The 19,479-nt window shown below is 70.0% G+C and carries 20 protein-coding genes; 14 read left to right on the top strand and 6 right to left on the bottom strand.

The annotated features are described in order from the left end of the window. Positions 1-308 precede the first annotated feature (308 nt). The gene (locus tag AB0N89_RS12935; protein WP_364203978.1) at positions 309-1,250 is read right to left on the bottom strand and encodes an aldo/keto reductase; all 942 of its coding nucleotides are present in this window, start codon (positions 1,248-1,250) and stop codon (positions 309-311) included. A gap of 69 nt (positions 1,251-1,319) precedes the next feature. Between AB0N89_RS12935 and AB0N89_RS12930 the strand changes: the two genes are divergently transcribed. Next, positions 1,320-2,036 (top strand): SDR family oxidoreductase, encoded by a 717-nt coding sequence (locus AB0N89_RS12930; RefSeq protein WP_364204135.1) that lies wholly within the window; start codon positions 1,320-1,322, stop codon positions 2,034-2,036. Here AB0N89_RS12930 and AB0N89_RS12925 read toward each other — a convergent pair. Beyond that, positions 1,953-3,332: an amidohydrolase family protein gene (locus AB0N89_RS12925; protein ID WP_364203976.1), complete on the bottom strand. Its 1,380-nt coding sequence runs from the start codon at positions 3,330-3,332 to the stop codon at positions 1,953-1,955. The two genes, AB0N89_RS12930 and AB0N89_RS12925, sit on opposite strands and share 84 nt — an antisense overlap. Positions 3,333-3,381: 49 nt before the next feature. On the opposite strand from AB0N89_RS12925, the gene AB0N89_RS12920 reads away from it, so the two are divergent. Genes AB0N89_RS12920 through AB0N89_RS12910 form a run of 3 tightly spaced genes read left to right on the top strand, consistent with a single transcriptional unit; the run spans position 3,382 to position 6,375 of the window. Then, positions 3,382-4,485, top strand: a complete 1,104-nt coding sequence (locus tag AB0N89_RS12920) for a zinc-binding dehydrogenase (protein WP_364203975.1) — start codon at positions 3,382-3,384, stop codon at positions 4,483-4,485. Positions 4,486-4,495: 10 nt separating this feature from the next. After that, complete coding sequence (locus tag AB0N89_RS12915; RefSeq protein WP_364203973.1) at positions 4,496-5,455, top strand: aldo/keto reductase; 960 nt, start codon at positions 4,496-4,498, stop codon at positions 5,453-5,455. Continuing rightward, positions 5,452-6,375 (top strand): alpha/beta hydrolase, encoded by a 924-nt coding sequence (locus AB0N89_RS12910; RefSeq protein WP_364203971.1) that lies wholly within the window; start codon positions 5,452-5,454, stop codon positions 6,373-6,375. The genes AB0N89_RS12915 and AB0N89_RS12910 overlap by 4 nt, the downstream gene beginning before the upstream one ends. On the opposite strand, the gene AB0N89_RS12905 is transcribed toward AB0N89_RS12910, so the two are convergent. Further along, the gene (locus AB0N89_RS12905; protein ID WP_364203970.1) at positions 6,359-7,804 is read right to left on the bottom strand and encodes a GMC family oxidoreductase; all 1,446 of its coding nucleotides are present in this window, start codon (positions 7,802-7,804) and stop codon (positions 6,359-6,361) included. The genes AB0N89_RS12910 and AB0N89_RS12905 overlap by 17 nt on opposite strands. Before the next feature lie 138 nt (positions 7,805-7,942). Here AB0N89_RS12905 and AB0N89_RS12900 point away from each other — a divergent pair, with 138 nt between their 5' ends. Continuing rightward, positions 7,943-9,376 carry an aldehyde dehydrogenase family protein gene (locus tag AB0N89_RS12900; protein ID WP_364203968.1) on the top strand — a complete coding sequence of 478 codons (1,434 nt, stop codon included), beginning with the start codon at positions 7,943-7,945 and terminating at the stop codon, positions 9,374-9,376. Continuing rightward, complete coding sequence (locus AB0N89_RS12895) at positions 9,373-10,044, top strand: GntR family transcriptional regulator (RefSeq protein WP_364203966.1); 672 nt, start codon at positions 9,373-9,375, stop codon at positions 10,042-10,044. Before AB0N89_RS12900 ends, AB0N89_RS12895 begins: the two co-directional genes overlap by 4 nt. On the opposite strand, the gene AB0N89_RS12890 is transcribed toward AB0N89_RS12895, so the two are convergent. Beyond that, positions 10,041-10,934 carry a helix-turn-helix domain-containing protein gene (locus AB0N89_RS12890; RefSeq protein WP_364203965.1) on the bottom strand — a complete coding sequence of 298 codons (894 nt, stop codon included), beginning with the start codon at positions 10,932-10,934 and terminating at the stop codon, positions 10,041-10,043. The genes AB0N89_RS12895 and AB0N89_RS12890 overlap by 4 nt on opposite strands. Positions 10,935-11,127: 193 nt before the next feature. Between AB0N89_RS12890 and AB0N89_RS12885 the strand changes: the two genes are divergently transcribed. Next, positions 11,128-12,015, top strand: coding sequence for a DUF2268 domain-containing putative Zn-dependent protease (locus AB0N89_RS12885; protein ID WP_364203963.1), 888 nt, complete (start codon positions 11,128-11,130; stop codon positions 12,013-12,015). On the opposite strand, the gene AB0N89_RS12880 is transcribed toward AB0N89_RS12885, so the two are convergent. Together AB0N89_RS12880 and AB0N89_RS12875 are read right to left on the bottom strand one after the other, a co-directional pair. After that, complete coding sequence (locus AB0N89_RS12880; protein WP_364203961.1) at positions 12,012-13,577, bottom strand: choice-of-anchor A family protein; 1,566 nt, start codon at positions 13,575-13,577, stop codon at positions 12,012-12,014. The genes AB0N89_RS12885 and AB0N89_RS12880 overlap by 4 nt on opposite strands. A gap of 71 nt (positions 13,578-13,648) precedes the next feature. Continuing rightward, on the bottom strand, positions 13,649-14,065 hold the full coding sequence (locus AB0N89_RS12875) for a hypothetical protein (RefSeq protein ID WP_364203959.1): 417 nt from the start codon (positions 14,063-14,065) through the stop codon (positions 13,649-13,651). Positions 14,066-14,371: 306 nt separating this feature from the next. On the opposite strand from AB0N89_RS12875, the gene AB0N89_RS12870 reads away from it, so the two are divergent. The 7 genes from AB0N89_RS12870 to AB0N89_RS12840 all read left to right on the top strand — a co-directional run bounded on the left by AB0N89_RS12870 (position 14,372) and on the right by AB0N89_RS12840 (position 19,473). After that, positions 14,372-14,764, top strand: a complete 393-nt coding sequence (locus AB0N89_RS12870) for a hypothetical protein (RefSeq protein ID WP_364203957.1) — start codon at positions 14,372-14,374, stop codon at positions 14,762-14,764. Between the two features lie 24 nt (positions 14,765-14,788). Further along, positions 14,789-15,892 (top strand): ATP-binding protein, encoded by a 1,104-nt coding sequence (locus AB0N89_RS12865; protein ID WP_364203956.1) that lies wholly within the window; start codon positions 14,789-14,791, stop codon positions 15,890-15,892. Further along, positions 15,885-16,955, top strand: coding sequence for a histidine kinase (locus AB0N89_RS12860; RefSeq protein WP_364203954.1), 1,071 nt, complete (start codon positions 15,885-15,887; stop codon positions 16,953-16,955). The genes AB0N89_RS12865 and AB0N89_RS12860 overlap by 8 nt, the downstream gene beginning before the upstream one ends. Continuing rightward, positions 16,934-17,590, top strand: a complete 657-nt coding sequence (locus AB0N89_RS12855; protein WP_364203952.1) for a response regulator transcription factor — start codon at positions 16,934-16,936, stop codon at positions 17,588-17,590. The genes AB0N89_RS12860 and AB0N89_RS12855 overlap by 22 nt, the downstream gene beginning before the upstream one ends. A gap of 100 nt (positions 17,591-17,690) precedes the next feature. Beyond that, positions 17,691-18,221, top strand: a complete 531-nt coding sequence (locus tag AB0N89_RS12850; RefSeq protein WP_364203950.1) for a hypothetical protein — start codon at positions 17,691-17,693, stop codon at positions 18,219-18,221. 136 nt (positions 18,222-18,357) lie between these two features. After that, entirely contained in the window at positions 18,358-18,978 is a 621-nt protein-coding gene (locus tag AB0N89_RS12845) for a hypothetical protein (RefSeq protein WP_364203948.1), read from the top strand. Positions 18,979-19,041: 63 nt separating this feature from the next. Continuing rightward, entirely contained in the window at positions 19,042-19,473 is a 432-nt protein-coding gene (locus AB0N89_RS12840) for an SRPBCC family protein (protein ID WP_364203947.1), read from the top strand. The last annotated feature ends 6 nt before the right edge of the window (positions 19,474-19,479 follow it).

The following is a 19,479-nucleotide window of genomic DNA, read 5'->3' as shown; positions in this document are numbered from 1 at the left end:
CTTTCCTTGCGAATTTTGCAAGGAAAGGACCGTTCATAGCGTTACCGCTGGTTCGGCGCGCGTCCGGCTGTCATACCTGCGCCGGATGTCATGAAAGGGTCGTTCAGGACGGAAAACGTCCTGAACGACCCTTTCATGACATTTCCCTGGTTCAAGGCGGGGTCACCACCAGGTGCTCACGAACGTTCAAGGGCACTGTCGCTCCCCAGGCCGCGCGACCATTGCCCGGCGCACGTCCGCCGACCCGCCCTGCGGGCCTCGGCACGGCGGCCACCGACGGCCCGGCCGATACCCCGCCCGGAAGGGGGTCAGAAGGTGCCATCGGCGGCGACAGAGCGGTCCAGCCAGAGATCCTCCAGAGCCGCCCGGATCTCCGCACCGTGAGAAGCGGCCAGTTCGACGGCGCCCAGATTGTCCTCCAGCTGGGCCATCCGGCTCACCCCGAAAAGCACGTTCGCCACCGGCGCGTAAGCGAGGCAGAACGCCAGAGACAGCTGCGACGAGCTCACCCCGAAGTCCCCCGCCACCGACGCGACCCGCGCGGCCGCATCGCGGATCGCCTCCCGGATCCCGCCCATGTCCGCGCCGATCTTCCGTTCCGGGGTCTTGCCGAGCAGCACGCCACCCTCGAAAATGTCCGACGCCTGCAAAGTCAGCCGTCCGGCCTCGAAATGCGCGCCGTAGAAAGGACCTTCCGCCATGGAACGCCGCGCGACGCTGTACTTCAGCTGAGCGAAGGCCGGCGCCGGAAGTCCTTCGGCGGCGGCGAACTCCAGCGCGCGATCGAGATCGGCGGCCTGCCAGTTGTTGACACCCCAGACGTCGAACTTTCCGAGGCGGATCTGTTCGGCCACCTCGGTGACGATCCGCGGGATGTCCGGCCGTTCGAAGTAATCGCCGACGACGACGGCTTCCGCGCGATCGACACCGACGCGGTCGAAGGAGGTCGTGAGCTGCTCGGCGAATCCGGTGTTCGGGTAGTCCCAGAGCCAGAGTTTCCCGCACAGCTGGTATTCGTCGCGCTTGATCCCGGCCGCGCGGATGGCCTCGCCGAACAGGAGATCCGTGCGCGACTGCTCGGAATGCGGCCCCATGTTGTAGTGGGCCACGTCGAACAGCGTGACCCCGGCGTCGATCGCGCGCCGGATCAGGCGCACCGCGTCGTCGAACTCCATGCGGTCCCAGGTGTTCCAGGATCCCAGGCTCAGCGCCGAAGTGGCGAAGCCCAGTCCGTTCTGCTTCTCGTGCACGAGTTTTCCTTTCTCTGGCAACGGAAACCAGTTTTAGTCTACGATCGTAGAATGAACAAGAGACTCGTAGTGGTGACCGGCGGCGCCAGTGGCATCGGCCGCGGAGTCGCCGAAGCCTTCCAGTCCGCGGGCGACCGCGTGGTCATCGCCGACGTCGACGCGCGCGCGGCCCACGAACTGGCCGCGGAGCTCGGCGCTGAGCACGTGGAACTCGACATCTCCGACCCCGGCTCGGTCGACGCGGCGCTCAAGCTGATCACCGGACGGTTCGGCGCGGTGGACGTCCTGGTCAACAACGCCGGCCTCGCCGGAGGCGGCGGACCGTTGGTGGGATTGGACATCGGTGTCTTCGACCTGTGCATGCGGGTGAATTTCCGCGGCACCTTCCTGATGACGCGCGCGGTCGGCGCGCACATGCTGGAAGCCGGGACCCGGGGTGCCATCGTCAACATCACCTCCATCGGCGCCCGGCAGCCGACCCCCGGGCTCGGTCATTACGAGGCCACCAAGGCCGCGGTCGAGGCGCTCACCCGCTCGGCCGCGCTCGAACTGGCCCCGCACGGCATCCGGGTCAACGCCGTCGCCCCCGGTCCGGTGCTGACCCCGATGACCGCCGGTTTCGCTTCGGACACCGCCGCCCGCGCGGCTTGGGAAGCGAGGATTCCGTTGGGAACCATCGCTTCCGTCGCCGACGTGGTGCCGTCAGTCCTGTTCCTCGCCTCCGCCGACGCCGGCCATCTCACCGGGGTGAGCCTCCAGGTCGACGGCGGGCAACTGCTCACCTGAGTACACGACGCGGCCGCCGGACACGGTGAGTTCGACACCGACGTCCGGCAGGTCCGCGAACGCGACTTCGAGCGGATTCGCCGCCAGCACGCAGAAGTCGGCGACCCGGCCCACGGTCAGCGAGCCCTTCCACTCCGCCGCGCCGTCCTGCTCGGCGGCCGCGACCGTGTAGCAACGCAGCAACCGTTCCATCAGCCCGGCGTCCATTTCGGACGCTTCCAGCATCCCGGCGGCCGCGGCGACATGCACCCGCCAGTCCGGGGTGACCACCGGCGCGTCACTGCTCAACGTCAGCGGGACACCCGAGTCCAGCATCTGCGCCAGCGGCCAGGCGCGGGCGCCGACCTCGGCACCGAGAGCGTCCGTCAGCATTCCCCGCATCGCCACCGCGATCGCGGGCTGAGTGGTCAGGCCGACTCCCGCCGAAGCCATCCGCGCCAGCTGCTCCTCCGTCACCAGATCCCCGTGCACCAGGTGATCTCCCCGGCGAAGCGAGCCGAGCGCGGCCTCGATGCTGCGATCGCCCGTGGCGTGCACGGCGACCACCATTCCCGCGTCATGGGCTAGCCGGATCATCTCGGCGAGGTTGCCCGCGCGATCCGGATCGTCGGCGCCGTCGACGAGCAACGCGCCGTGCGAACCGTCGGCGTAGCAGTGATGCGTCCACGCGGACCGCATCGGCGGGATGCCGTCGGCGAAGATCTTCACACCGGGCACGGTGAGCCACAACGGATCCGCGTCCGGTGACGGTGTGGCCAGACCGGCCTGGAAGTCCGCCAGCGAGCTGGCTCCGTCGAGCAGGCCGAACAGCCGCAGTGCGGTCACCCTCGCGCGCAGGAGTCCTTCCGCGGCCAGCGCCGCGTACTCCTCCAGGACCTCGGCGCCGAAGCATCCCGTCTCCCCCGGTCCCAGGCCGGGCTCGGTGTAGCTCGTGATGCCGAGTGACGCGCACAGGTCACCCGCCCGCAGGATCGCGGCCCGCCGTTCGGCGGCGGTCCGCACCGTTTTCTCTTCTCCCCCGGCGAATCCGGAGGCACCGATGAGCGTGTTCGGCCACCGGGCACCGAGCCAGGTCGCGTGGAGATGGGCGTCGTTGACGCCGGGAAGAACGGTCCTCCCCGCCAAGTCGATCACCTCGGTCTCCGGGCCGATGTGATCCAAGGCGACGTCGCCGACGGCGACGATCCGGTCGTCGCGCACGGCCATCGCCTGCACGACGGTGCCCGCCGGGTCGAAGGTGAGCACGGGACCGCCGCGAACCACGAGTGAAGCGGGGCGAATACGTTGCGACGGCATGGTTCCTCCAGGATCTGGACTTTTTCTCCTACGACTGTAGACTAAAAAGATGGTCAACAGAACCGAAGCGGCGGTGCTCACCGAACACGGCTCCGCGCTCACCTTGCGGGAACTACCGCTGCCGGAGGAGCCCGAACCAGGCGCCGCGCTGGTCCGGATCACCTGCACCACCTTGTGCGGCACCGACGTGCACATCTGGTCCGGCCAGATGACCTTCCCCGGCATGCTCCCGATGGTGCTGGGCCACGAAATGGTCGGCGAGGTGGTGGCCGTCGGACCGGGCACCACCGACACCCTCGGCCGGGAGATCGCCGAGGGCGACCGCATCGGCTGGTCCGAGTCGACGTGCGGAAAGTGTTACGGCTGCACGATCTTGCGCGAACCGGTCGCCTGCGAGAAGCGCGGCTACGGCTTCCTCCAGCGTTCCGACGTCTTCCCGTACGCCACCGGCGGTCTCGTCCGGTACTGCTACGTGACTCCCGGCGCGGCCAAGCTCCTCCTGCCGGACGACGTCAAGGACACCTGGGCCTCGATGTCCGGCTGCGCGGGAAAGACCGTGCTGCGGGCCGTTTCCCGGTCCGGCGGGATCCGTCCCGGTGCGACGGTCGTGGTCCAGGGCGCCGGCGCGCTGGGCGTGTTCGCCACCGCCGTCGCGCGGATCTCCGGCGCGGGTGACGTGATCACCATCGGCGGCCCCGCCGACCGCCTGGAGACCGCCGAGCGTTTCGGCGCGACTGCGACGATCCCGGTCGACGGCACCGTCGAAGACCGCGTCGAGCGGGTCAAGGAACTCACCGGTGGCCGCGGCGCCGACCATGTCTTCGACTTCGCCGGTGGGCCGACCATCGGCGAAGAGGCCGTGTCCTTCGCCGCCCAGCGCGGCACGATCGCCATCGTCGGTTCCACCGGCCCCATGCCCTCCCCCGTGGCACTGGGCACCGTGATGGGCAAGGAACTCACGGTCGTCGGGTCGCTCAACGGCGACATCGCCGACTACCACCGCTCGGTGGACTTCTTCCGCACGTTCGCTGATCGCCTGCCCTGGGACGACCTGTTCAGCGCGCCCGTCGGGCTTTCCGAAGCGTCCGAGAGCGTCGAGTCGATGTCGCGGCTCGGCGAACTCAAAGCCGTCATCGATCCCCGCCTTCCCTAGGAGAGATCTCATGCCCGTCATCCCCCAGCGCCGGATCGGCCGCGACGGACCGCTCACCGGCGTGCTCTCGCTCGGCTCCTGGCACACCTACGACCGGATGGACTTCCGTGAGGCCGTGAACCTGGTCCGCACGGCGGTCGATTCCGGGATCACGCTCTTCGACGTCGGCGTCTACGGATTCCCCGGCGCCACCCCGGTCTACACCGACGTGCTGTTCTCCGCGATGGTCCGCGCGGCGGGGCTCCGCCGGGAGGACTACCTGCTTTCGGCCAAGCTCTGGCTGGAGGGCTACCCGGAGCACAACCTCCGCGACCAGCTGGACAACGCGCTGTTCCGCGCGGGCGTCGAGCACGCCGATCTGGTGGTGCTGGGCGATCTCCGGCGCGACGACACGGATCTGCACCGGCTGGTGCTGGATCTGAACGAACTCCGCGAGGCCGGGCTCATCCGGCAGTGGGGCGTGAACAACTGGTCGGCCACCACGATCCAGGCCCTGCACGACTTCGCCGCGGCGGAAAACGTACCCGGTCCCGCGATCGCGCAGCTGAAGTACAGCGTCGCCCGCCGGTCCATTCCGGACGGTGAGCCCTTCAAGAAGGTCTTCGGCGAACTCGGGGTGACGCTGCAGTCTTCGGACATCTTCGAAGGCGGTGTCCTGCTGGGCAAGAACAGCGGCGCGCGCCAGGTCGGCCGCGACCCCGGCGACATCCGCGAGCGCATCGCCGCGTCCGCCCCCTATCTGGCGAAGATCGCGACCGAACTGAAGGCGACGCCGGCCCAGCTGTGCCTGGCTTTCACCCTCACCCACCCGGCCAACACGACCACGCTCTTCGGCGCCACGAGCACCGAGCAACTGAAGGACAACCTGGGCGCGGTCGACCTCGTCGAGCGCGTGGGCGCCGAAGAACTCCGCGCCCTCGTCGAGCCGCACTGGGCGGACCAGGACATCGTCGACCCGGAGGGACCGTGACGGCCTTCGACCCCGAGCTCGCCGAAGCGCTCAAGGATCTGCCCTCCGGACCGCCGTTGAGCGCGGAATCACTGGCTGTCATGCGGCGGGTCATGGCCGAGACGAACCTGAGCTGTGCCGAGGCGATCGGCGAACGGGATCTCGTCTGGGAAGACCGGCGGGTGCCCGGGACCGACGTCGTCGTCACCGTCGTCAAGCCCCGGGACGCCCGGGACGCGCCGGGGTTCTACAACATCCACGGCGGCGGCATGGTGCTGGACAACCGGTTCGCCGATCTGCCGCGGATGGTCGCGCTGGTCGAGGAGTTCGGCTTCGTCGCGGTGACCGTGGACTACCGGCTCGCCCCCGAGCATCCGCATCCGGCCCCGCTGGAGGACTGCTACGCGGGCCTGACGTGGATGGTCGAGAACGCCGCCGAACTCGGTTTCGATCCGGAGCGGCTGATCGTCGGCGGCGGCAGCGCGGGTGGCGGGCTCAGCGCGGGAATCGCCCTGCTGGCCAGGGATCGCGGTGGTCCGGCGCTGGCCGGTCAGCTGCTGCTGTGCCCGATGATCGACAGCCGCAACGACTCGGCGTCCACCCTGGAGTTCGCGGAACGCGGCGTGTGGGGACGCGAAGCCAACGAGTTCGGCTGGCGATCCCTCCTGAACGGGCAGACCTCGCCGTACGCGGTCCCGGCGACCGCGGACGACCTCACCGGGCTCCCGCCCGCTTTCATCGAGGTCGGCGCGGCCGAGATCTTCCGCGACGAGGACGTCGACTACGCGCGACGTCTCTGGCAGGCGGGCGTGCCCACCGAACTGCACGTCTGGGCGGGCGCGTACCACGGTTTCGACCGGTTCGCCCCGGACAGCGAGGTGGCCCGGGCCGCACGCGCCGCCCGGGCCTCCTGGCTGCGCCGCACTATCGGCCGAGCATGAACCGAGCGGCCTGCTCGCCGACCAGCACCGCCGGCGCGTTGGTGTTGCCCGTGGTCACCCGGGGCAGCACCGACGCGTCGGCGACGCGGAGCCCGCTCAGCCCGTGCACGGCGAGCTCCAGGTCGACCACGGAGTCCGCGTCGGTGCCCATCCGGCAGGTCCCGACCTGGTGGTGGTAGGTGATCGCGGTCCGCCGGACGTACTCACGGACGTCGGCTCCCGGTCCCGGGTACAGCTCGCGGGCACCCCAATCCTCCGCCAGCGCGGGCGCCCTGCCGATCTCCCGGCACTGCTCCACCGAAGCGACCAGGCTTTCGAAGTCGGCCGGATCCTCCAGCGCGGCGAGGTCGATCAGCGGCTCGTCGAGCGGGCTCGGCCCCGAAAGCCGGAGACTGCCCCTGCTGCGCGGCGTGACCATGCCCGCCATCAGCGAGAACCCGGTCTCCGGGCCGGTCATCCACTCCTTGTACATCGGCACGCTGAAGTGGATCGGCTGGGTGTCGGGCACCTCCAGCCCGGGACGGCTGCGCCAGAACAGATGCGTCTGCGTGACCGAACGGCCGGGCGCCGGCGGGTCGACCCGGCGGCGGTCGGTCGCGAAGATGACCGGCGAGAGCAGATGGTCGTGCAGGTTCTTCCCGACTCCCGGCAGCTCGGCGACGACGTCGATGCCGTGCACTTCCAGTTCGTCGATCGGGCCGACGCCGCTGCGCAGCAGGATCGCCGGTGAGGCCAGCGCGCCGGCGGCGAGCACGACCTCGTCGGCGAAGACCTTCCGCAGTTCGCCGTCGACCTCGGCCAGCACACCGGTCACCTTGTCGCCCTCGATGAGCAACCGGTGCACGAGCGCTCCCGTGTGGACGGTCATCCGGTCCGCGGCGGGCCGCCCGTACGCGAGCCAGGTGTTGAGCCGTTTGCCGCCCCGTGTGGTGACGCGCTGCACCGAGACGCCGTCGAGCTCGTCGCCTTTGTAGTCCGGGTTGAACGGCAGGCCGATCTGCACCGCGGCGTCCACAATGGACTGCTGGATCGGGTGCAGGGGCTCGTTCGGCACGACGTCGAGCAGATCCTTCTCGATCCGTTCGAACACCGGGCGGACGTCGTCCCACCGCCAGCCGGGCAGATCCCAGCCGTCGTAGTCGGCGGGGGCGCCGCGCACCCAGATCATCGCGTTGAGCGCGTGCGATCCGCCGAGCACCTTGCCACGCGGCAGATGCAACCGCCGGTTGGCCGCGTGCGGCTGCGGCATGGTGTAGTAGTCCCAATCCTCCGGGCCGTGCCACAGCTCCCCGGCCCGCGAAGGGTCGTGGATGGCCGGGTTGGTGTCCGGCCCGCCCGCTTCGAGCAGGGTGACCCAAGCTCCCGAGTCGGCCAGTCTCCTGGCGACCACCGAACCGGCCGAACCCGCTCCCACCACGATGACGTCCATGTCCCCCACCCTCGCAAGGCGCGACGAGGTCCGGCGGATTCGGTTCGCTGGCCGACAATCGGCGTGCCCTGGCGGGCAAGACCGGGGACGTCGTGTCGCCCGATACTCGATCACACACCGGTCGAGGAGGAGCTAGCCATGGCCACACGCCTGTTCATCGACGGACAGTGGACCACCGCCGGAGGCGGTTCGCTGCCGACGTACGATCCGGCCACGGGCCAGGTGATCGAGGAAGTCGGGACCGCGTCGGCCGCCGACGTGGACGCCGCCGTCGGCGCCGCCCGGAAGGCCCTGAACGATCCCGCCTGGGCGGGACTGCTGCCGGTCCAGCGGGCCGCGCTGCTGTTCAAGCTCGCGGCGCTGGTCGACGAGCACCACGAGGAGCTCGCCGCGCTCGAAACGAAGGACCAGGGCCAGCCGATCGGCATCTCGCGCCAGGTCAGCGTCACCGGCGCGGCCGAGCACCTGCGGTACTTCGCGGGCTGGGTGACCAAGATCCAGGGCACCACCAACCCGGTGTCCTTCCCGGACACGCTGCACTACACCCGCCGCGAGCCGGTCGGGGTGAACGCGCTGATCACGCCGTGGAACTTCCCGCTGATGATCCTGGTGTGGAAGCTCGCGCCCGCACTGGCCACCGGCAACACCGTGGTGATCAAGCCCAGCGAGGTCACGCCGCTGACCAGCATCCGGCTGGTCGAGCTGGTGGAAGCGGCCGGGTTCCCGCCGGGGGTGGTCAACCTGGTCACCGGCGACGGTTCGGTGGGCGCGCTGCTGAGCGGGCACGGCGACGTCGACCACCTGTCCTACACCGGCTCGACCGCGGTCGGGAAGCTGATCACGGCGGCCAGCGCGGAGTCGAACCTCAAACGCCTCACCCTCGAACTGGGCGGCAAGGCGCCCAGCATCATCGCTGGGGACGCCGACATCGACGCCGCCGTCGCGGGCAACCTCGCGGGCGCCACGCTCAACAGCGGGCAGGTCTGTGCCGCATACACCCGGTTCTTCGTGGACCGCAAGCGCGAACAGGAGTTCGTCGCGAAGCTGGCCACCGGGCTGGAAGGCCTCAAGCTCGGACCGGGCCTGGACGAGTCGACCCAGCTCGGGCCCCTCGTGTCGGCGAAGCACCGCGAGCACGTGGACTTCCTCGTCTCGACCGGTCGCGAACAGGGCGCGGACCTCGTCACCGGAGGGCAGACCCTCGACCGCGACGGCTACTTCTACAAGCCGACGCTGTTCGCCGGCGTCGCCGACGACATGACGATCATGCGCGAGGAGATCTTCGGCCCGGTCCTCGCCGTCACCGCCTACGACGATCAGGACGAACTGCTGGCCCGCGCCAACGACACCGAATACGGGCTCGCGGCCACCGTGTGGACCCGCGACATCGGCGTCGCGCAGCGGTTCGCCAACGGTATCCGGGCGGGCGCGGTGTTCGTCAACATGCCGCCGATCCCGGACATGGCCGCGCCGTGGGGCGGGTACAAGGCGTCGGGCTGGGGCCGCGAGATGGGACCGTGGGCCATCGACGCGTACACCGAGATCAAATCAGTCTGGCTGAACTACTCGTGACCGCTGGCGACGCGGTGAACTCGACCGCGAAGAGCAAGTCGCAGATCGCCTATCACTGGATCAAGGCGAGAATCGACGACGGCACCTTCTCCCCCGGCTACCGGCTGGTGTTCGGGCAGATCGCGCTGGAACTGGGGGTCAGCACGGTGCCCGTCCGGGAGGCGGTCCGGCGGCTGGAGGCCGAGGGGCTGGTGACCTACGAGCACAACATCGGTGCTCAGGTCGCGATGGTCGACGAGAGCGACTATCAGCACACCATGCAGACGCTCGCGCTGGTCGAGGGCTACGCCGCCGCTCTGGCGGCGCCGTCCTTGCCCGGCGAGGTGCTGGACCAGGCCAAAGGGCTCAACGCGGAACTGACCGCGTGCCTGGACAACTTCGAACCGTCGCGGTTCACCGCGCTGAACCGCGACTTCCACCGCGTCCTGTTCGGCACCTGCCCGAATCCGCAGGTACTCGATCTGGTCAATCGCGGCTGGAACCGGCTGGCCGGGCTGCGCACGTCGACGTTCAGCTTCGTCCCCGGTCGCGCGCACGAATCCGTGCAGGAGCACCAGAAGATCCTCGACCTGTTCGACCGGAACGCGCCCGCCGGGGAGATCGAACTGGCCGTGCGCGAACACCGGCTGACCACCTTGGAGACGTTCCTGGCCTGGCGGCACCCTTAGGACGGCACGGTCTCCGGCGGCGGGAACGCGTAGAAACGCACCGAGAGCTCCTTCTCGTCCGCCGCCGGACGCCGACGGCGTTGGCAGTACCGCGTGATCAGCTCGCGGTACTCCGCGTCCAGTTCGCGGAGTTCCTCCTCGGTCAGCCGGGTCGAAGTGCGCTGGGCCGTCGACCACGGACCGAACTCGTCGCGATGCTGCGCCGCCCAGGACAGCAGGGCGAGCTCGTTCGCGTATTTCGCGTCGAGGAACGCGGCGACCCGCTCGCGGTCCGCGCCGTCGTAGTCGTCCGGCCTCGGCTCACGCAGGTCCTGCTGGATCGAGATCCAGGTCCCTTTCCGGTCCCTACGCACGAATCCGTTGTCCTGCAGGGTTTCCAGGCATTCGGCAACTTCGGCCCGCGCCAGGCCCGTCCTGCCCGCGATCTCGTCGGCGTCCGCCGGAAGCTCCTTCGCCACGCGCTGGTATCGCGGGTCCTCGCGGATCGCGATGTCGCGCAAGGTCACCGATCGTTTCGGCATCGCGCTGCTCAGCAGTCTCCGCGCGGCGAGCGCCAGCAGCACCGCGACCGGGATCTCGACGAACACGGCGAGCGCGACACTCGCCCACCGCTCGGCCGACGTCCAGCCGAGCATGACGTCGAACCACGCGTCGCAGCACAACATCGCGGCCGTCGCGGACAACAGCGGCACGGCCGCCCGGCGGCGTCGCAACCCCAGCCACGCTCCTGCCGCGAAACACAGCAGAAGCGCGACGTCGAATCCGACCCAGGCCGCGCGCCACTGCCCGGTGTCGTACCGGTCGGGCAGCGTGTGCGCGAGGTAGACCGTCCAGGGCACGAGCAAGACCGCCGCGCCGGCGAGCAGCGTCAGCAGTATCCGTCGGATCATGATCACGACGTTAGAAGCGGGCGGCGCTCGGGACATCCGGGGTTTTCCCCGGTCCCGCCTCAGGGTCGCTTCATGAACACGGTGAACGTCGCCTGATCACGCGAGTTCGCCGTCTGATCACGCATGATCGCCTTTCGCACCCGACCATCTTACCCTTGAGTCTCCACCCGCTGGAGGCTTTACCGTCACTTCCATGACGATCAAGGTCCTCGACACCTACCCCGCGATGCGCGGGATCCTGCGCGCGCCACGAGCGGACCGCGTCGCGCTGTTCAAGGCGATGGCCGAACCCGCCGCGGGCATGTACCGCCACTTCCCCGGCGAGGTCGATCTCGCCGCGATGCACGCGATGAGTTCCGGCTTCCCGCTCGACCGCGACGAGGAGCGCTGTCTCGAAGCGCTGGAAGCCCTGCACCAGGCCGACGCCTGGAACCGCATCCAGCAGGCGCTCGACGACGCCGTCAGCGTGCAGCTCGCGGCGACGCCCGGGCTCGCGGTACCGGACATCACCGTCCTCACCGTGCTGGGTGATCCCGGCGACCGGCACTTCATGGGCCCGAACCTGGGGATGACGGCGAACGGCAGCGTGTCCGGCTACATCCACCTCAACTTCTGGCCGTATCCGGAGAATCTCGCGCGGCTGGAGGCCACGGCGGTCCACGAGCTGAACCACAACCTCCGCTACAGCCCCGGTGGCGTGATCTGGGATCCGGCGACGGTCACCGTCGGCGAGCAGATCGTGTCCGAGGGGCTGGCCGACGCGTTCGCCCGCCAGCTGTACGGCGACGACCTCGGGTACGCCCGGATCGGCGTGCCGCATCTGCACGACGACGCGGTCTTCGCGAAGGTCGTCTCCGGGCTGGAGATCACCGGAATGCGGAACTTCGCGGCCTGGGTGCACGGTGACGAGACCGCCGCCCGCTACGGCGGCACTCCCGTCGGCCTGCCGACCGGCGCCGGATACGCAGCCGGCAACCGCCTCGTCGACGCCTACCTGGCCGCGACGGGCCGCACAGCCGCAGAAGCGCTGCTGGCGGACCGCCGCGACGTCATCGAGACCGCGCTCGCCCGGCTCTCCTAGGACTCGCGGCGCCTGGACCGGATCGTGAGGGCCACCAGCGCGCCACCGAGAAGCAGCAGGAACCCGCCGGACACCAGCAGACCGCGGATGTCGCTACCGGTCGAGGCCAGCGGACCGCTGTCGGTCGGCCCGCCGCCCGGAGTGGTCGCTCCCGGCTGGCCGGGCGTCGTGTACGTGGTCACGCCGGGACCCGGTGTCGTGCTCGACGAGCTGCTGGTGGTCGGCGAAGTGCTGCTGGACGACGCGCTGCTCGAACTGGTCGGGCTCGACGACGTGGTGGCGCTGCTGCTCGACGGAGCACTCGACGGGCCACTCGACGACGGGGCACTCGACGACGTTGCGCTGGACGAGGAGCTGCTCGTCTCGCTCGACGAAGTGGTCGACGTCGGCGAGCTGGAAGTCGGTGACGTCGAGGTCGGTGACGTCGAACTGCTGCTCGTCGTGGTCGGGCTCGTGGAGCTGGACGACGAGGAGGACGACGACGTCGAGCTGCTCGGCGTCGCGCTCGGCGAGGTCCCGCATTCGGGCAGGTCGCCGTTGAACGGGTAGGCGTGGAACTCCTGCCCGCCGCCACCGGTGGCCTCGGAGCTGTGCACCAGCGAGCCCGTGGTGAAGAAGCGGCCGTTCATCCCGGAGGCGGTGACGGTCGCGGTGCTGCCCGGCTCGCCGATCAGGACGCTCCCCTGGAACTGGGCGCCGCCGGCGATCTTCACCTTGGTGGCGTCCGGGAAGTTCCACAGGAGCCGGTCCCGCAGCTTGTTCAGCGGGTCCTGGTCGTTCAGGTCACCCGTGTAGGTGTTGATCGTCCGGGCGGCCCCCACCATGTTGACCAGGATCGTCGCGCCCGCCGGGATGCCTTCGAACTCGATCCCCTGCATGCCGCCGGTGGCCCCGGTCAGATCGAAGTCGACGTTGAACACCTGCAACGCGGATTTCCCGTCCCCGGTGAACAGGGTGCGGTATCCCTCGTTGCGTGCCGTGCCCGTGGCCGGACGCGGCGTGGTGCCTTCCCGGGCGTAGCACTTGCTCGCCACCTGAAGATCCTCGCGCAGGCCCAGATAGGGTTTCGCCGCGTCGGGGTCTTTTTCGAGCGTGCCGGTCACCGTCCCGGTGACGGTTCCCGCGTGCCGGACGACGCCGCCGTCGGCGAGCAGCCGCTGGTCGGCGGCCACACTGACGTTGCCTCCGGTGGTCAGGAAGTCGCCGCCGTCCGGCGGCGGGACCCGTGATCCGACACCGGCGATGCCGACGTTGTAGATGGCGGACGCGCCCGCGCGTTTCGCCATGTCGAAATTGCCGAGGACGACGACTCGGCCTTCGGCTTCCGCCGCCGCTTCCCGTACCTGGAATTCGCCGCCGACATAAACGTTGATCCCATTGTCCCGGCCCGCGTAATCCCCGTTGTTCACGGGCGGGTATTTGCCGGGGCAGGCGGAACCGACACACGGTCCCAGGCCGCCCGGCAACGGGGCGGCGACCGCGCCGTCGGTCACCACGAGAGCCGCCACGCACACCGCGGCGGCGGCACCGGCAGAAATGGAGGCGAATCGCCTTGCACGCATGGGGGCGATTCTCATGCCCATCGACCGGATGAACACAATCGGAATCCGGAAATACCCCCGACCGGGTGGTTTCAGGCCCAGCTCCACCGAATTCCGTATTGCCCGGGAAGTGGGTCGAGAGTGATGAACTGGAAAGTGCGGGTCTTCTGGTCGAAGGTGCCTTCTCCGCGTTCTTCGGGCGGCGAGGCGCAGCGCGGCCGGAAGAACGCGACGCAGCGCCGGGGCAGGCAGCCGGGGTCGAACTCGATACTCAGCGCCAGATCTCGCGCGGGCCGGAAGATGGCCATCTGAGTGTTCGAAGGCGCAGGTGGACGACGGGACATCCGCGCGGAACCGCGACGACGGCAGCCCTCGGTGAACAGCACCACCGGTTCCCGGGAGAGACTGGAGCAGCGGATCACGAACAGGAACCGGGAAGTGCCGCCGTGGTCGGCGCGGATCAGCCGCCGGACCCGCATCGACTCCTCGTGGCCGCCAACCGTCGACACGGAACGACACGTATCGCGAGAGCCGATGCGGAGTGTCGAGTTCCTCCGGGTTCACCTTGCCGCGTGGCCGCCGCGGGCCCAGCAGGCCGGTGAACGTTTCGGGTCGCTGGCCGAGAATGACCTCCAGCGCGGTGACGGCGGCGAGCGAACTGGCCCGTTCGGGCCGGTTCTCCCCGTTCTGCCAGTAACCGAGCTCACTGATGCTGACCGGCGTCTCCCCCGCGCGCAGACGGCGGCTGATCTCGTTGAGACTCAGCGCGCTGCGCTCGATCGCGGCGCGCAGAGCGGACGCCGTCGCGGGTCCGGGTGTCGCCGTCCGGGCGGCTGGTGGGCTGGACGGTCTTCCGCGCCGGGGACTCCTATCTGAGCGGGGCCGGCACGTTCTACGCCACCGCCAGATCGGCGGGCGGCACCTGGCTGGTGCGGGGCGACCTCCGGAGCCGGACACTGACCACGCTGCGGCGCAACGTCGAATGCCCGTCGCTCGCTCCGGACGGCACCCGCGTCGCCTACGAGTTCCGGGACGGCGACCGCTGGCGGCTGGCCGACCCGGCGCATCTCGACGACCAGCCACAGTGGCTGGACGACCGGACCGTCGCCTACGGCCGCGACGAGGCGATCTACACGGTCCCCGCCGACGGGACCGGCGTGCCCGTCCTCGTCCGCCCGGCCGCCTCCTCCCCCGCGGTGGTGCGGTGACCCTTTGCCTGCTTGACTGCTGCCGTGCCCGCCGATCGTGAGACCTCCGTCGAAGCGGAGTTCTTGACGGTCGTCGGCCGGTTCGCCGGTCCGGCGCGGGGTGCCGGACTGCTGGTGATCAGCGTTTTCGGGGTACTCGCGACGCCGTCGGGCGCGCTCCCGCTCGCGTTCGGCCTGCTCGCGCTGGCGCTCCTCACCGCCGTGGCCGAGCACCTGGCTGGGAAGACCGGCAGGGGCAGGCCGGTGGCGTTCGCGCTGACGCTGATCCGCGCCGCGGCCATCTGCGGCACACAGTTCCTGACCGCGCCCGAAGCGGGCGAGCTGAATCAGTGGGCGCTGAACGTCCTCACCATCACCGCGATCACCCTCCAGTGGGAATGGCGGCCGAGGATCACCCTGCCCGCCGTCGCCGGTCTGCTGGCGATCGAGGTGGTGCCGCTCGGTTTCGAGGACGGCTTCTCGGTGGTGCTGCGGGTGCTGCTCGAAGCCGCGCTCGCCCGGGGCGCGTTCCTCCTGCTGTCGCACATCACGCGCAGGATCGACCGGCTCCGCGAGCGCCGGGCCCGGCTCGCGCGGGAGGAATCCCTTGCCGTGGAACGACGACGGCAGGAGCGGGAGTACCTGGCGGTCCTGCACGACACGGCGGCCGCCACCCTCCTCACGGTGGCCCAGCGCGGGGAAACGGCGGATCCGGCGTCGGTGGCAGGCTACGCCCGCCGGGATCTCGCGATCCTCACCGGCGAATCCGGTCCGGGCAGCGTGGTCGACCTCGAGACCTCGTTGCGCGGCGTCCTCGCGCAGAGCCCGGTGAGGGTCGAGACGCGATGGTCGCCGGTCCCGCCGATCCCGGCGTCGGCGGCCCTCGCGCTCGTCCGGGCCGTACGCGAAGCGCTTACCAACGTCGACAGGCACTCCGGCGTCGGCGAAGCCCGGCTGATCGTGAAGGACGGTGTCCGCGTGACCGTCCGGGACGAAGGGCGCGGGTTCGACCCGGCGTCGACCCCGGCGCAGCGGCGGGGTGTCCGGGGTTCGCTCGTCGAGCGCATGGCCGCGGCGGGCGGGCGGGCCGAGGTGACCTCCGCGCCCGGTGCGGGGACCACGGTGGATCTGGTGTGGCCCCATGAATGAGACCGCGGACCGGGTACTCGGTGGCTGCCGGATCGCGGTCCTGCTGGCGACGGCGGTGGTCCAGGTCGGGCTCAGCCTGGTCCGGCTGGAGGGCACCGCGAGCCGGATCGCGTTCGCCGCGCTCGCCGCGGTGCTCGTCGTGGCGGCGTGGTGGGTGCTGCGCTGGAAGCCGGTCCCCTGGCCGGTCGCGCTCCCCGGAGCGGCGGTCGTCCTCGGCGCGGCCGCGACCGCGACCTGGGCGATGCCGCCGGATCAGCTGTTCGGCGACGGGGACTGGGCGTCCGGCCTCGCCGGCTGGCATCTGCTGGTGCTGCTGCTGGACCGTCCCGTGCTCGCGATGGCCGCGCTCGTCTTCCACATGACGCTCACCTTCCTCCGGCAGGTCGGTTCGGCGCCCACCGATCGCGGCGAGATCGGCAGCGCGGTGATCGTCGGGCTCAGCGTGCTCGCCTTCCAGGCCGCGACGCTGACGCTGATCAGGGTCGTCAACCGGAGGTCGGGCGAAGCCGCGGAAGCGTCGGCCGAACGGGACCGGCAGGCGCACAGCAAGGCGCTCGCCGAACAGCGGGAGGCCGATCAGCGGAGCCGGTTCGCCGGTCAGCTCGGCGCCACCCTGCCGCTGCTCGCCGGACTGGCCGACCACACCCTCGACCCGAGAGACGAAGCCGTCCGGCAACGCTGCGCGCTTGCCGCGACTCAGCTGCGGCGGCTGTTCGCGGAGAACGACGACGTCCCGGATCCGTTGGTGCACGAGGTTTCGGCGTGCGTCGACCTCGCCGAGCGACGGGGCCTGACGGTGATGCTGGCCGTCAGCGGCGAACCGGCGCCCGTGCCGACGGACATCCGCCGCGCGCTGACCGGCCCGCTGATGACCGCGCTCGTCGCCGCCCGGACCCGGGCCCGGGTCAGCGTCCTGCGGACCGGCGACGAGATCCGGGTCGCGGCGATCACCGACGGTGAACCCAGCTCGCGGGCGAACGGATCCGGCGCCGTCGACGTCGAATGGCACGCGTTGGGAGAACGATCGTGGATGGAGGCGAAATGGCGTTCGCGACCGAACTGACCGCGGTGGTCGTCGACGATCATCCGGCCGTACGGGCCGGGGTCGTGCACTGGCTGTCCTGCGGCACCCCGCCGGTCACCGTCGTGGCCGAGGGCGAGGACGTGCGGGCCGCTTGGATCGGCGAAGGCGCGCGGGCCGACGTCGTCATCCTCGACCTGCACCTGAACAGCACCACCCCGGCGATGGGCGACCTGCGCCGGCTCACCGAAGCCGGTCGCCGTGTCGTGGTCTACTCGATGCGGGCCGACGACGAGACCGTCCTGCAGTGCCTCGAACTCGGCGCGCTCAGCTACCTCACGAAGGCCGAGGGCGCGGAACACCTCCTCGAAGCCGTGCGCGCGGCGGCGGCCGACCGGTCGTACACCCCGCCGTCGCTGGCGGGCGCGCTGGCCGGAGACCGCTCGGAGCGGCGTCCCGCCCTCTCCGCGCGGGAGACCGAGGTGCTCATCGAGTGGTTCCAGTCCGAGTCGAAGGACTTCGTCGCGCACCGGCTGGGGATCTCGCCGAACACGGTCAACTCACACCTCGAACGGATCCGGGTCAAGTACGCCCAGATCGGCCGGGAGGCACCCACCAAGGCGGCGCTCGTCGCGCGGGCGATCCAGGACGGGCTGATCGGCGTGAGCGATTTGTGATCGTTTGTGGTGCGAACGGCCCACAGCCCCGGGCCTCCTGGGTGATTACCCTGCGTAGCGCACGCCGGGAGCCGATCCGGCGGGGAGTCCGAGGAGATCGATGAAGTCCGCCCGTACCGCCCTGATCGTCACCGGCTGCGCCGCCGCGCTGCTGCTCTCCGCGTGCGGAGGGGAGGGCGGGAAGACCGTCAACTCCGATGGCACCATGGCGCCCGGCAGTGAACTCAAGGTCGGCGAACGCGCCGTCGTCCCGTTCGAGTCCGGCACCATCGCGATCACCGTCAAGTCGATCGACATCGGGCCGAAGGAAGACCTCGCCAAGTTCAAGGACAAGGGCGAAGGCACGCTTCCGGTGTACGTCCGGATGGTGATCGAGAACGTCGGCGGCACGGATCTCTCGGGCGCCGACGTGTCCCTGCGCGCGGTGGACGCGAACGGCAAGGGCACCAAGGTGATCATGGCAGGCGGCACCCCGGCCTGCAAAGGCGAGTGGCCGGAGACCTTCGCGACCAAGGGCGCGACCTTCGAGACCTGTGACATCCAGGGTGTCAAGGACGGTGGCGAGGTCGGCGGCGTGACCTTCACCGAGGGCGCCGGGTACAAGGACAAGCCGCTCACCTGGAAGAAGTGACGCCGGCTGGGCCGATCAGCGCAACCGATTCGTGACCGTTTGTGGTGCGAATGGGCCACACCACCGTACTCCCTCGTCGATTACGGTGCGTGGCGAGCACGCCGGAGCCGATTCGGCGAGGAGTCCGAGGAGATCCATGAAGTTCCACCGCATCGCCCTGTCCGCCACCGGCTGCGCCGCCGTGCTGCTGCTCTCCGCGTGTGGTGGCAAGGAGGAGGCGGGCAGCCCGGCTCCCGCGCCCGCTCCGACGTCATCGGCTCCCGCTTCCTCGCCCGCGACCAGCGGAACCGTCCCGGTCTCGAACGCCGACGCCACCGCGCCGGGCAGCGAACTGAAGGTCGGCGACCGCGCCGTCGTCCCGTTCAAGTACGGCAACGACAAGGCCGGCACCATCGCGATCACGGTCAAGGCGATCGAGCTGGGCGCGAAGGAGGACCTCGCCGCCTACGGTGACAAGGCCAAGGGCATGACGCCGGTGTACATCCGGCTGTCGGTGGAGAACGTCGGCGGCACGGACCTCACCTACAGCTCGGTGCGGCTGCGCGCGGTGGGCCCGGACGGCAAGGGCACCGGCGTGATCATCACCGGCGAGACCCCGAAGTGCCAGTCCGAATCGGCGAAGCGGGACTTCAAGACCGTCGGCGCGACCTTCGAGACCTGCGCGCTCCAGGCCGTCAAGGACGGCGACGAGGTCGGCGGCGCGACCTACGGCGACGGTGACGGCTACAAGGACAAGCCGGTCATCTGGAAGAAGTAAGCCTTCACGCGCCGGTCTCCTGCCGCGCTGCGGGTTGCGGGACCGGTGCGTACCGTTGACCGGGTGGTTCACGTGCACCGGACGATCACCGTCCGCACCCCCGCCCAGACCGTCGTCGACTACTTGAAGGACTTCGCGCACGCGGAGGCGTGGGACCCCGGCACCGTGTCCTGCACCCGGGCCGACACCGGTCCGATCGTCGTCGGGGCCCAGTGGCACAACGTGTCCGAGTTCCGCGGCAAGAAGACCGAACTCACCTATCGGCTCGACCGGCTGGAACCGGGGCGCGTCGTCTTCGTCGGCAGCAACAAGACCGCGACGTCCACCGACGATCTGACGGTGTCCGAAGAGGACGGCACGACGACCGTCAGCTATCACGCCACGATCGAGTTCCACGGGCTGGCGAAACTCGCGGACCCCTTCCTGAAGGGTCAGTTCGAGAAGATGGGCGACGAGCTGGTGCCGACGATGAAATCGGTGCTGGAAGCTCTCTGATCGTTC

Origin of the sequence: Amycolatopsis sp. NPDC089917 (assembly GCF_040684635.1) — a bacterium.
Taxonomy (GTDB): Bacteria; Actinomycetota; Actinomycetes; order Mycobacteriales; family Pseudonocardiaceae; genus Amycolatopsis.
This window is presented reverse-complemented; position numbering and strand designations above follow the sequence as displayed.